The organism is Thioclava arctica (assembly GCF_040892615.1).
In the GTDB taxonomy this organism is placed as follows: domain Bacteria; phylum Pseudomonadota; class Alphaproteobacteria; order Rhodobacterales; family Rhodobacteraceae; genus Thioclava; species Thioclava arctica.
This window is the reverse complement of the sequence record NZ_JBFRYC010000020.1, coordinates 16,231-28,457: the sequence shown is the minus strand read 5'-3', so window position 1 is coordinate 28,457 and position 12,227 is coordinate 16,231. Positions and strand designations below refer to the sequence as shown.

The 12,227-nt window shown below is 58.6% G+C and carries 12 protein-coding genes and 1 tRNA gene; 4 read left to right on the top strand and 9 right to left on the bottom strand.

The window, feature by feature from the left end; translation table 11 throughout:
• Positions 1 to 118 precede the first annotated feature (118 nt).
• The 4 genes from AB4874_RS18620 to AB4874_RS18605 all read right to left on the bottom strand — a co-directional run bounded on the left by AB4874_RS18620 (position 119) and on the right by AB4874_RS18605 (position 3,600).
• Complete coding sequence (locus AB4874_RS18620) at positions 119 to 409, bottom strand: hypothetical protein (RefSeq protein WP_368393109.1); 291 nt, start codon at positions 407 to 409, stop codon at positions 119 to 121.
• A 1-nt stretch (position 410) separates the two neighbouring features.
• Entirely contained in the window at positions 411 to 1,262 is an 852-nt protein-coding gene (locus tag AB4874_RS18615) for a DeoR/GlpR family DNA-binding transcription regulator (protein WP_368393108.1), read from the bottom strand.
• Positions 1,263 to 1,671: 409 nt separating this feature from the next.
• On the bottom strand, positions 1,672 to 2,439 hold the full coding sequence (locus AB4874_RS18610; protein WP_368393106.1) for a hypothetical protein: 768 nt from the start codon (positions 2,437 to 2,439) through the stop codon (positions 1,672 to 1,674).
• Between the two features lie 19 nt (positions 2,440 to 2,458).
• A protein-coding gene (locus AB4874_RS18605) for an IS3 family transposase (RefSeq protein WP_368393105.1) occupies positions 2,459 to 3,600 on the bottom strand; the annotation gives its coding sequence in 2 pieces (ribosomal slippage) (positions 2,459 to 3,360 and positions 3,360 to 3,600; 1,143 coding nt in all).
• Between AB4874_RS18605 and AB4874_RS18600 the strand changes: the two genes are divergently transcribed.
• Entirely contained in the window at positions 3,490 to 4,179 is a 690-nt protein-coding gene (locus AB4874_RS18600) for a tyrosine-type recombinase/integrase (RefSeq protein ID WP_368393104.1), read from the top strand. The genes AB4874_RS18605 and AB4874_RS18600 overlap by 111 nt on opposite strands.
• Before the next feature lie 4 nt (positions 4,180 to 4,183).
• On the opposite strand, the gene AB4874_RS18595 is transcribed toward AB4874_RS18600, so the two are convergent.
• Both AB4874_RS18595 and AB4874_RS18590 read right to left on the bottom strand, forming a co-directional pair.
• Positions 4,184 to 5,014: a protein NO VEIN domain-containing protein gene (locus AB4874_RS18595; RefSeq protein ID WP_368393103.1), complete on the bottom strand. Its 831-nt coding sequence runs from the start codon at positions 5,012 to 5,014 to the stop codon at positions 4,184 to 4,186.
• A 107-nt stretch (positions 5,015 to 5,121) separates the two neighbouring features.
• Positions 5,122 to 5,195, bottom strand: a tRNA-Cys gene (locus tag AB4874_RS18590).
• A 195-nt stretch (positions 5,196 to 5,390) separates the two neighbouring features.
• On the opposite strand from AB4874_RS18590, the gene AB4874_RS18585 reads away from it, so the two are divergent.
• The 3 genes from AB4874_RS18585 (at position 5,391) to AB4874_RS18575 (ending at position 8,863) form a co-directional block, all read left to right on the top strand.
• Positions 5,391 to 6,041: a protein-L-isoaspartate O-methyltransferase family protein gene (locus AB4874_RS18585; protein WP_295536897.1), complete on the top strand. Its 651-nt coding sequence runs from the start codon at positions 5,391 to 5,393 to the stop codon at positions 6,039 to 6,041.
• A 120-nt stretch (positions 6,042 to 6,161) separates the two neighbouring features.
• A complete protein-coding gene (locus AB4874_RS18580) occupies positions 6,162 to 7,553 on the top strand; it encodes a TolC family outer membrane protein (protein WP_295536898.1) in 1,392 nt (463 codons plus the stop codon).
• 143 nt (positions 7,554 to 7,696) lie between these two features.
• Complete coding sequence (locus AB4874_RS18575) at positions 7,697 to 8,863, top strand: hypothetical protein (protein ID WP_368393102.1); 1,167 nt, start codon at positions 7,697 to 7,699, stop codon at positions 8,861 to 8,863.
• Positions 8,864 to 8,961: 98 nt separating this feature from the next.
• Here the strand turns inward: AB4874_RS18575 and AB4874_RS18570 are convergent, their stop codons facing one another.
• The 3 genes from AB4874_RS18570 to AB4874_RS18560 all read right to left on the bottom strand — a co-directional run bounded on the left by AB4874_RS18570 (position 8,962) and on the right by AB4874_RS18560 (position 12,190).
• On the bottom strand, positions 8,962 to 9,288 hold the full coding sequence (locus tag AB4874_RS18570) for a DUF6280 family protein (RefSeq protein ID WP_295536902.1): 327 nt from the start codon (positions 9,286 to 9,288) through the stop codon (positions 8,962 to 8,964).
• Between the two features lie 419 nt (positions 9,289 to 9,707).
• On the bottom strand, positions 9,708 to 10,439 hold the full coding sequence (gene ygfZ / locus AB4874_RS18565; RefSeq protein WP_368393101.1) for a CAF17-like 4Fe-4S cluster assembly/insertion protein YgfZ: 732 nt from the start codon (positions 10,437 to 10,439) through the stop codon (positions 9,708 to 9,710).
• Positions 10,440 to 10,489: 50 nt separating this feature from the next.
• Complete coding sequence (locus AB4874_RS18560) at positions 10,490 to 12,190, bottom strand: ABC transporter ATP-binding protein (protein ID WP_438273503.1); 1,701 nt, start codon at positions 12,188 to 12,190, stop codon at positions 10,490 to 10,492.
• Positions 12,191 to 12,227 lie beyond the last annotated feature (37 nt).

Genomic DNA, 12,227 nt, shown 5'->3' with positions numbered 1-12,227 from the left:
TCAGCACCTCAACCTGCCGTAACTTCACGACAATCTCTTCGGGCTTGGGTCTCTTAATCGCCATTCTTGGTCCTCCGCTTTCCTAACTATAAGGGCGGACCACTTCAAAGGGGGAGGCTCACTCGACGACGGTCGGGCAGTCGAAAAGCCCTGTTGTAGTCTCGTCTTGTGCCTGTGAAACTTCGGCGATCTCGCCGTGAAATGGCAGACCAAGCACTGCGGCTTTGACGGGCGCCGTTAGACCTTCAGTCAATTGGGACACAATTTGGTCAAGCCGTGCGCGCCAGCTGGGTACGGCCAGCGGATCAAGACTGCCTGCGGTTACGAGCCGCAGAACTGCGCCGTTGCCATCGGCAATCGCGGCCAGGGTTTTGGTGCCACCGCTGTCGAGACCGAAGATAAGGCCCATGTCAGCCCTCACCTTGATGGTTTTCCAGTAACGGTGCTAGGGCAAAATCGATCTCAGAATCGGCAAGGCGGCCCCGCCACTCGCTCGGCAAGCCAATGTCCGTGATGACACTCAGTGTGTCGCGCAGGGGTGAGACCCGGTAGGTTAGGTGATGTCCGAATTTAGTAGAGTCGATCAGAAGCATTCGCTCCGAAGATCGCGCAATCATCCGCGCGTTCAGCCGGGCCTCAGCTTCATCGAGCGTGTAAATACAGCAATCGTCGGCCAGCGCGCCCGCACCGAGAAAGAGCTGATCGAACCACAATTCGTCCAGCATGCGCTCGATTAGCGTACCAACCATTGATGCATTCTCACTACGAACCACGCCCCCCAAAAGCGTGATCTTCACATCGGGTACATCCATCAGGGTTTGCGCCACCGGGATGCAATTGGTGAAAACCGAAAGCGGCATCGGGCGCAGACGGATGCAGCGTGCTAGCTGTAAGACGGTTGTCCCAGCATCCATCAAAACCGAGCTGCCCGGTCGCAGCCGCGCAAAAGCCAGATCCGAAATCGCACGCTTTTGTGCAAGCATTTGTTGTTCACGCAGAGTGAAAGCTACTTCTTGCCCAGATGAGTTGGCGATCTTTGCTCCGCCCCGCGTACGGCTGATCATACCATTTGCTTCCAGCATGATAAGATCGCGGCGCACCGTCGCCACCGATGCGCCAACGGCCGCAGCAATATCCTGAACCGAGGACGTGCCATCAGCATACAGAAGTTTGCGAATTTCCAGAAGGCGATCATCTTTCACGTTCGTGCTCCACCGGTGACGGATTGCCTTTAGACAACAAGCAGATTGGATCAGAGTCAATCAAAAATTTGATTGTTTAAGATTTTTTTGATGCATGTATTGATTTTTTTTGATTTTATTGTTTTGAGAACAGAGTTCCTTGCCCTCGGGTGTGGCCTGTTTTGGAGGTTATCAGGCAGGCTTCCGCACACCGGCCCCCGGTCGGCCCTATTTTGATTTTCTTTGTCGGAACAAATCAGTGACGAATATCCCTCGTCCAGAGAGTTTTGAGTACAACGACTTCCCTGGGCTCAAGGTCGAAGTAGGGTCTTCTAAGCCCTTAGGGCTACACTAGTGCGTGACTGGGCCAACATCGAGACCCTGATACGCCTGAAGACGCGAGCGACAGGGAAGCGGGGGCAAGTGACGCGTGTCCGACAGAGCGAAAGACATGATCCTCCTCTGACGTTTGCTTTGGCCGGGGCGATACTCATCGCGTATCGTCCCGGTCTGGCGCCTTGTCGCGGCTGCGTTCTATGGGAACCTTTGCCCGCGCCACGTCCTTTAAGGTTTCCTTTAGCTTGCCGCGCTCTTGGTCCTGCTGATTTGGCGGCACGAAGGTTTTGATCAAGCGGGATGCGATCGCGACAACGCTATCGACCGCTTTGAGCCCCTTGATAAGTTGGCTCCGCTCTCTTTCGAGCTCCGCATTGGCCTCTTTTTTCGCCTTACGACGCATGCGCGACAATGCTGCTCCAAAGATCCCAGCGACATGCAATGCCGCCTTGGGGACGGCACGCATCTTTGCCAACATCGCGGCATGCTCGGGGTGATCCGCCCTGCGGTCCCGCGCGAGTGCTGCATCAATTTCGTCGGGTTCAATGTCGCCGGTCGCGATGAGCTTTGCCGTTGCAAGAATGGCACCAGCTTCCTGCGCATCTTCGCCGGCTTGCTGTTGTGCGACTGATACCTTTTGTCGTTCTGATTTGAGCAATTTCTCCGCAGCACAAACCTCCCGTTCGCGTCGCAAGATATCCTGTTCTCGTCTTGTATTTTGCTCAGCGATCTGCGCGGTCTTCTTGCGCAAAACCTCGATGTCTTTACGCTCTTGCGCGAGCGCCATTGCAGCGGCCTCGGCGGCTTTCTGTTTGGCAGCCGTATCCGCCGATTTCTCAACACTGATCTTCCAAAGCTCATCCGCGCTCTCAGCGGCCTCACGCAAAAGCTTGGTCTGTTTCTTGACATAGGCGTTGTTCATTTGAATAGCCCCGCGTTTTCTAGACGCCTTCGGGTCTCAGTTTCCGCTGCCGTTCGAACTCGACGGGCGACAGCATCCCGTTTCTCGCATGCTTGCGCTTCGGGTTGTAGAACATCTCGATGTAATCGAACACGTCCTGCCGGGCCCGTTCGCGGGTTTTGTAGGTCCGGCGCCTGATCCTTTCGCGCTTGAGAAGGTTGAAGAAGCTCTCGGCAACCGCATTGTCGTGACAGTTTCCGCGACGGCTCATCGAATGCTCCAGATTGTGGCCTCGCAGGAACGCGGCCCAGTCCATGCTGGTGAATTGGCTGCCCTGGTTCGAATGGATCAGAACCTTTCCCTTCGGCTTGCGGCGCCAGACGGCCATGTGCAGAGCCTGCAACACAACGTCCGTAGTCTGCCGGCTCTGCATCGACCAACCAACCACGCGGCGCGAGAAGAGATCGATGACGACCGCCAGGTAGGCAAAGCCCTCCTGCGTGCGGATGTAGGTGATGTCGGTGACCCAGACCTTGTCCGGTGTCCCCACGTTGAACTGCCGGTCGAGAGTGTTGTCGACGACGACCGACGGCCTGCCGCCATACCCACCGGGGCGGCGCTTGTAGCCGATCTGAGCCTTGATCCCAGCCAGCTTCGTCAGACGGGCAACACGGTTCACGCAGATGCTTTCGCCCTGTTCGATCAGGTCGTCGTGCAGCTTGCGGTGACCATAGACCTTGCCGCTCTCGACCCACGCCTCCTTCAGCATCCTGGTCTGCCGCAGATCCTCTTGGGCCCGCTTGCTCAGCGGGGTCTTCAGCCAAGCGTAGAAGCCGCTCGGTTGGATGCGCAAGCATCGGCACATCGCCCGCACAGAGAACTGCCCGCGATGCTCGGCCACGAACGCGTATCTCACTTGGCATCCCTGGCGAAATACGCGGTGGCCTTTTTTAGGATATCGCGCTCCTCCGTCACCCGCGTCAGTTCCCGCTTCAGACGCCGGATCTCAGCATCCTTCTCCGTCTCGCCGGACGACGCCTTCGCGAACTTGCGCTTCCATGCATAGAGAGAGTGCGCGCTCACCCCGAGCCGCTGCGAAACCTCCGAAACCGGGTAGCCACGTTGGGTGATCTGCGCGACCGCGTCTCGCTTGAACTCGTCGCTGAAATTGCCTTTGCCCATCTCGGCCTCCTTGCCTCAAAATTAGGGAAGAAGGCGTCTACGAATCTAGGGGCTATTCAGATTGCTGCCTCTGAGGGCGGTCTTGCGCCGCAAGATATTGGCATTCTTACGCGCGATCACGTCCAGAACACTCCGAAGGGCCGCCGCCTGCTATTCAAGCGGTTAAAGTCGAAAAAGGTGACCAGAATTCCTGTGACACCCGCGCTTGCAAAGCTGATCGATGAGACGCCAAACGAGCAGAAACAGCTGATTGTCTCTCTCGATGGGCGGCGCCTTCAGCCCGAGCGCGCATCGGGGATTGTGCGCGACCTTAAGGCAAGGGCAAACGCGGCGGCTGCAACAAATACTACACTGTATCATATCCGCGATGAACTGCGGCTCTATGATATGCGCGGCACGGCTGCGACAGAGTTGCTGCGCGCGGGTTGCTCGCTGAACGAGATTGCTGTGACGATGGGATGGGGGTTGCGTCATGCGGCAAACATCATCGAGAAATATGCGGCGATCGTGCCCGAGGTGGCCGATGAGGTTCTTGCAAAGCTGACTGCTGCACGGCGCGAATCTGAAGACTCGAAGTAACGGATCAGTCGAAACGCGCCGTGAATGACGTAGCCGTCAAAGAGACATGTGCGTCGAGCGGTGGCCGAAGCTCGAAAGCCCGAGGGCCGCGTGAGAACTGGTAAAGTCGAAACAACACCCAATCCTCTCGTTGGTCCTCGGCCACCGCTAACTCATTGCGAGAGATGTGAAACGGGGTGCGCTCCCAGCCATTCGTCGTTTTAACTTCGATTAGCCGGGGCTTACCCTGGGGGGTGAAGCTGCGGATGTCATAGCCCGCACCGTCACCCTCTTCGGCGCTCACCCAGACAATCTCTCGGGCGAGGTCGTCGCGCCCGGCGGATCGCAGCGCGCTTTGTTCATGGAGCAACACCCGTTCTTCTCCCATCTTGCCAAGCGCGCGGTTGCGCGAATCACGCCCGGCGACGTCGAACTTTCGCGCAACACCAAGCATCTGCTCAAGTTCGTCGGGCGGAGGCGTATTGCGCTGTGTCGGGGGCGGCTCGGGCCAAAGGGGGGCGGCTTCGTGGAAAGTGCTGGTGTTCATGTGTGTGGGCGGCACGATCCAGCCGCCTTGCTTTTGAAGCTGACGGTTTACCGCGTCTTCAAGCGAAGCCTGGAAGTTGAAGGCGGGCTTGTAGCCAGCGATCCAAGTTTCGCCCAATCCCATGAGAACGGCCGAGATGTTCTGGTGCTTGAACTCAATCGAGCCACGCGACCTTGCGATCTGTGATTGTAGGTCTCTATTGTGCGCCGCTTTGTTATAGTGCTTCCCTGACAGATCATACCCGAGCATGGCGAAGTAATCGGCCACGATCACCGCATTCTCCGACTCGCTCCAGTCCTCGCCTGCCATGCGGCCAGGCTATGATCGGGCGATCAAATTGTCAGCAGGAAAGGCAAAATTCGGGTCGGTTTTGTAAACCGACCTGTAAACCAAGGCCCAGAAATTCGGCTAAGTAGTGGAGGCGAGTAGGAGAATCGAACTCCTGTACACGGATTTGCAATCCGCTGCGTCACCACTCCGCCAACTCGCCATCCGTGGTGTGCGCGATCAATTACGGCATCGTTTGACTTCGCGCAAGAGGCATCTGAGGGGGATGCTGCGATTGTGCGTGGGCTGCGCGCGGGGTGTGCGCTGCATGTGACGTGGTGGGACCGGCGCTTCTTGCCCCGTGGGGGGTTCTATGGCAAAACCTGACTTGAAGGTTTCACACCGAAGAGTTCACACCATGCAAGATTTCGCTACGCGCCGCACCATGATGGTGGATACGCAGGTTCGCCCCAGCGACGTAACCAAGTTCCCGATCATCGAAGCCATGCTTCATGTTCCGCGTGAAGAGTTCGTGCCTGCCGGGCGGCGTGAAGCGGCCTATATCGGCGAAAATCTGGAAATCGCGCCGGGTCGGGTTCTGCTGGAACCGCGCAGTTTTACCAAGATGCTGGATGCGCTTGATTTGCAGCCTGATGATCTGGTGCTCGATATTGGCTGTGGTCTTGGATATTCCTCGGCTGTCATCGCGCGCCTTGCCGAAGCGGTTGTCGCGCTGGATGTCGAAGATATGGCGACGCAGGCCGAGGGGCTTTTGGCGCATATCGGGGCGGATAACGTCGCTGTCGTGCCCGGCGATCTGGCCGCTGGGGCCGCGCGTCACGGGCCGTATGACGCGATCATTATCGAAGGTGCGGTCGAGCGAGTGCCCGAAGCGATTCTCGATCAACTGAAAGAGGGTGGACGTATTGCGGCCATCTTCATGGAAGGCGCACTTGGAGTCGTTCGGATCGGCTACAAAATCGACGACCAAATCAACTGGCGCGATATCTTCAACGGCACCGCGCCGGTGCTACCGGGATTTGTTGGGGACCACGGCTTCGTGCTCTGAAAGGCACATCTTTTCAACTAGTAAAAGGCGTGAATTGATTCAGCAGGCTTAGGGTGTAGACTTATAGGCCACGAATGCCGGTGCGTAGAACTGGCGCGAACAAAGGTCGAGGGCAGAGGCATGCTTCGTAAGGGTTTGAAGACATTTATTTTTCTGGGTGCGAGTTCGGCGATGCTGATGGTGGCACCTGCCATTGCAAGCGCCGAAACGCTGGCGGATGCGCTGGTCTCGGCCTACCGAAATTCCAACCTGCTTGAACAAAACCGCGCTACGTTGCGCGCCGCTGACGAGGATGTCGCGCAGGCCGTAGCCGCGCTGCGCCCCGTTATTCAATGGACCGCCGACTATAGTTTGCAGCACACCAATATCTCGCCTACGACAGGTGGGTCGGTGACGTCGCGCGTTGCCTCGACCACGCTTGGGGCGTCGATGACGCTGCTCAGCTTTGGCCGCAACAGTATCGCGGTCGAGATGAAGAAAGAAACTGTTCTTGCCACTCGTGAGGCGTTGCGCTCGATCGAACAGCAAGTGCTGCTGAGCGCGATCCAGGCCTATTCCGATGTGAAAAGCGCCTCTGAGCAGGTCGCGATCAACCAGAACTCGGTGCGGGTGCTGAGCCAGGAACTCAAAGCGTCAAACGATCGTTTTGAAGTGGGCGAAGTCACCAAGACCGACGTGTCGCTGGCGCAAGCTCAGTTGGCTTCGGCGCGCGCATCGCTTGCGTCGGCAGAGGGGAACCAGCGCACGGCACGCGAGTCTTTCAAGGCAGCAACCGGCCATTATCCCAAGAATTTGGCCGCTTTCCCGAAAGCACCGACATTGCCAAAATCGTTGGATGCGGCCCGCGCGATTGCGCTGCGCAGCCAGCCTACCATCAAACAGCTTCAGCACACGGTCACCGTTTATGATCTTGGTGTGTCTCTCGCAAAAGCCAACCGCATGCCGAAAGTGACCGGCACGGTGGGCTTTGGTCTTGACGAAGGCGGGGTGCGTGGCACTTCGGCCAATATCGGAATGAGCCAGACGCTATATGCGGGTGGCGGACTGATCTCGGGGCAGCGTCAAGCGATCGCGAATGCACAAGCGGCGCGCGCACAGCTTAGCCAAGCTGGCGTGACGGTTACGCAAGGTGTGGGCAATGCCTGGGCCGCGATCGACATCGCGCGCGCGCAAATCACGGCTTATGATCAGCAGATCAGGGCAGCGCGCACCGCCTATAATGGTGTTAAGGAAGAGGCGCTTTTGGGCGCACGCACCACGCTGGACGTGCTGTCGGCAGAACAGGATTTGCTCGATGCACAAGCAGGGCGGATCAATGCCGCGGCCACATTGCAGGTAGCATATTATCAACTTTTGTCGGCTATGGGTTTGTTGACGGTAGAAAACCTCAAACTCGGGATCCCGACTTATGATCCAGCTGCTTACTATAACGCGGTGCATAATGCGCCGATCACGCTTAGCCCGCAGGGCAAGCGACTTGATCGTGTGTTGCAGGCCATTGGCCAGAACTGATTGCGTGGCGGGCGCGGAGCCATACTGGCCGCGCCTGCTCGCTGTTTTCGGGCTTTGCTGTAGAAAGCCCGTGTCGAACGGCGCATTTCTTTTATATACTGAGACTGGACAGGCGCCGCTTTGCGCCTCAGGATGGCGCTACGATGGCTGAAACCGGAACCAGACCCGAAATCGAAGATGTGCTCTCCTCAATCCGGCGGCTCGTGTCGCAGGATACGCGGCCCTCTGTGACAGTGAAGGCGTTGACATCCGCGCCGGATACCTTGGTTTTGACGCCCGCGCAGCTTGTTACGCAGGACGCGCCAGACGAGGTGAGTGAGACGCCCGGGGCCAACACTTACAACACGCAAGTCAACAGTCCTGAAAAGATGCATGGCTCTCCTGTTGGAGAGGTCGCGCCCGGGTCCGTCTCCGGATTACAAAGCGATCTGGCCGCGACTGGGCGTCGCACGGCACCGATGAGTGCGCCGCAAGATTGGGAGCCTGACTTCGACGACAGCGCCGCTCAAGACTGGCCACATGCCGAGACGCTCGTGGCGCAACTGCCCTCCGACGGGGCTGGTTTGGGCGATGAATTGACCCGGCTTGAGGATACGATTGCACGACTCGAGGCAGAAGTGTCTTTGAGCGAGACCGAGTTTGAATCGGAAACCGGCGACCCCTTTGTCGCAGATGGCATGGCACCGTTGGCCGATCTGCCCGAAAGCTTTGACGAGGCGGCGTTGATTTCTGAGGCGCCTGACGCGGCGCTGTTCGATGCGCCCGTCGATGAGGTGGCCGATAGCGAAGCGGGCGCGCCATCCGTTCCGGAGCCTGCGACAACGGAAGACGTGACGCCTGCCGATAACGCGGTCGATCCGTCCGAGATGGACCCGGATCTCCAGCATGGCGATTGGGCCGAGAGTGCGCAGGACGATCCGCATTGGCCTGATCTCTCTGACGTCGCTAGGATCGAAGACGCGCAACTGGTCGAGACGGGCGCCGCACCGCGCCGGCTCCATCTGGGCGATGCGGCCGAGGTCCATTTTGATGGGCCGCAGCGCGCCTCGAGCTATGAAACCATGCGTGAAGATATCGCGATCGAGGATGAGTTCCCGGAATTGGCTGATCTCGACCAAGATGGGGCAGGGGATGACAGTGATCTGATTGATGCCGCATTGCCGATCGATGAAGAGGCGCTGCATGCGCTGGTGTCAGACTTGATCCGCAAAGAACTGCAAGGCGCAATGGGGGCACGGATCACGCGCAACGTGCGCAAGCTTGTGCGCCGTGAAATCCAACGCGCCCTTATCGGCCGCGATCTTGAATAACGCTCGTTAGCGCCGCAGCGCGCGCATGTGTCTACATAAGAAAACGGCGCGCCCATCTCGGGGTGCGCCGTTTTTCATACAGGTTCCTTAGTCGCTGATCAGGCGGCTTCCGCCTCATCCGAGTTTGCTGCCATCCGACGTTCGCTTTCCTCGCGCGACAGTGCCACCGACGTGCGCACGCCCTTGGACACGAAATCCATCAGCCCAGTGACAACCCGTTCATTGGGGTCAATGCCAGCGCAAGACAGCACTTCACGACCGTCGCGCGAACGCGCCCAACGAGCAATCTGTTCGGGACCATTCCCGTATTTCTTGTCATCAGCGATCGCATCGTCGAGAGCGGCCAATACTACGGCGGCAAACAATTTGCGGGCCCGCTGGCCCTGTTCGTAATTGAAGGCCGAGCCATCAACAAAATCGCGCATGTTTCCGTCCTTTGTTATTGCTCTTGCGTTTCTCGGTGTGACGGCCATCTATGGCCGTTTGGTGCCGATTCGATACGGTCCTTGACACATGGCAGCTATGCGCACGATGCATAGCACACCCGCCAAGGATTGCATATCTCTCAGAGAGCAACGCATTTCGCTTTTCCACTTAAGAGAGGGTCCAAAGATTTCAAGGGTATATTGGTCCCGCAACTCGCCGCAGGCCGCCCCTGAAAAGCATAATTTTATTTATATAAAACAAAATGTTGCATGATATTTGTCAAGGTCCTGACCCGTGGAAGATTTTTCTGACTCGGCTGAGGATTTGCATATTGCATCATACGTTTCGCGCCAAACACGCTCACGTAGAAAGCGAATGGCAGGTCTTGACCTTTGTCAAAACCGCTCTGCCGCAGGAGTCATATTAATGTGATCTGCGCCGATCCAGCCATCATTCCGGCCTCGGCGCGTTCAAAGCGCAAATAGGCGATCGCGTGATCTCCGGCGCGGGTGAACAACTGCCCGACTTTGCGCCCTTCCACGGTGATCTCGTCTCCGGGTTGCGCGCTCCCTTGCACGGCAACGCGCACAAAGCCTTTGCGCAGTTCGGTCTTGTGCTTCATGCGCGCCGTCACCTCTTGGCCGACATAGCACCCTTTGCGAAAATCGACGCCGTGAAGCCGCTCGAATCCGGCCTCCAGAATATAGGTGTCTGGTGTCAGCTCGATTCCGGTCTGGGGGATGCAGTGCGCGACACGGATCGCATCCCAATCGCTGCCGTCATCGCCCGATTGTGCCCCATAGAGCCGCCAGCCCATTGCCGGATCGCGCGGATCCGGCAAAGCCCCCACGGGGGCGGGGCCGGTGCCGCAATAGACCTGCAGCGCAGAAGGGGCGATGGCGACATCAGCGCGCAGCTTATACATCGACAACCGTTTGATTGTGGGCTCGGCGATTGACGCATCAATATCGAGCAAAATCGCCTCGTCCTGCGCGATCAAAAAGAAATCCGCCAGATACTTGCCCTGCGGCGTCAAAAGCGCCGCATAGATTGGCCCCTGCGCCAGAAGGCGCAGATCATTCGTGACCAGTCCTTGCAGGAAATGTTCGCGGTCCGGGCCGGTAATCTCATAAAGCTGGCGCATGGGCATTCTGGCCTCCTTTGCACTCGATATATGTGGCTTTGGCCGCGCTGCCAGCCCTAGTCGAGAAGTTGCATCCGGCACAGGCCTGCATAGGGGCCATCTTGGGCAAGCAGCGTCTCATGTGTGCCTTGCTCGACGACGCGCCCGTCAACGATCACCACGATCTTGTCGGCGTTGCGCACGGTGGACAGGCGATGCGCGATCACCAGGGTGGTGCGTCCTTTGCTCAGATCGCTCAGCGCTTGGGCGACCTTCGCCTCTGAGACGGTATCCAGCGCCGAGGTCGCCTCATCCAGCAACAGGATCGGCGCATCGCGCAGCACGGCGCGCGCGATGGCGACGCGTTGACGTTGCCCGCCCGACAGCGCCGATCCGCGCGGCCCGGCTTGCGTGTCGATGCCATCACTCAGCGCATCGGTGAATTCGGTGACATGGGCGGCTTGCAAGGCGCGCTGCACGGTCTGCGGGTCCACATCCGTGCGCCCGAGCAGCACGTTCTCGCGGATCGATTCATCGAAAAGTGCGGCGTCTTGCGACACGCTTGAAAACTGCGCGCGCAGCTCGCTCAGGTCGAGCGCCTCGATCGCCACTCCGCCCAAGGTGATCTCGCCACTTTCGCAATCAATGAGCCGGGTGAGCAGGTTGAAGACCGTCGTTTTGCCCGCGCCCGATGGGCCGACCAGCGCGGTCGTCTGTCCGGGCTCGGCCACGAAGCTCAGGCCGCGCAAAACATCCTTTTCGCCATAGCGCAGGCGCACGTCGTCAAGCACGATGCGCTTCTCAAGCGGCATCGCTTGGGGATGTGCCGGCGAGGTGATGCCGGGCGCGGTATCAAACAGCCGGTAAATGCGCTCAAGGCTGGCGGCAGCTGTCTGCCAAGTGCCCGTCAGGTTCGCCAAACGCCGCAGCGGTTGAAATGCCAGCGCCATCGCGGTGAAAAACGACATGAACTCGCCGACGGTCCGTTCGCCCTCGATAATCTGACGCCCCCCGAGCACCAGCACCAAGAAAAAGCCGAACCCAGTAACCACGTCGATCAGGGCCGGAATTGTGCCCTGCGTCGCCGTGACCTTGAGCATCGCGATCCGGATATGGTTCACCAAAGCACCAAAGCGATTGGCTTGGTAATCCTCGATCCCGTTGAGTTTGACAGCCGCGATGCCGTGAAACACCTCATCCAGCCGGGTGGAGCGATCCGAGGACCGTTCGCGCATCTGGCGTGTCTTGCGCCGAATATAGCGCTGCACGATCGCTGCGGGAAAAATCAACAGCGGCGCGCCGATGATTGCCCATAGCGTCCAGATCGGATCAATCGAGATCGCGACCGAGAATAGCGAAACAAGCGCCACCGTATCGCGCCCCGCGCCGGTGATGAATACCTGCCAGACGCCTTGCACCGCTCTGGTGTCGCCCTGCACGCGCTCCATCAGATCGCCCGGGGAATTGTCGCTATAGAACCGCTGATCGAGGCGCAGCATATGGCGCAGCAGATCAACCTGAAGCGCCGAACTGGTGCCATAGGCGACTTGCGCCATCACAGTGCGCGACGCGATCGAGGTGACGGCGCGGATCAGAAATAGCCCGAAAATTGCGCCGCCGACCCACCATAGCAGGCTCGAGTTTCCCTCGCTGAACACCTTGTCGAACAAAGGCTTCAGCATCCAGCTGAGCGCGCCAAGCGTCGCGCCTTCGATGGTCAGCAGCAGCCCGGCGAGTGCCATCATCGGCCAATGGGGGCGCAAATAGTCGCGCCACATCCGGCTCATAAGGCGCTTGGAGCTATAGGGATCAGGT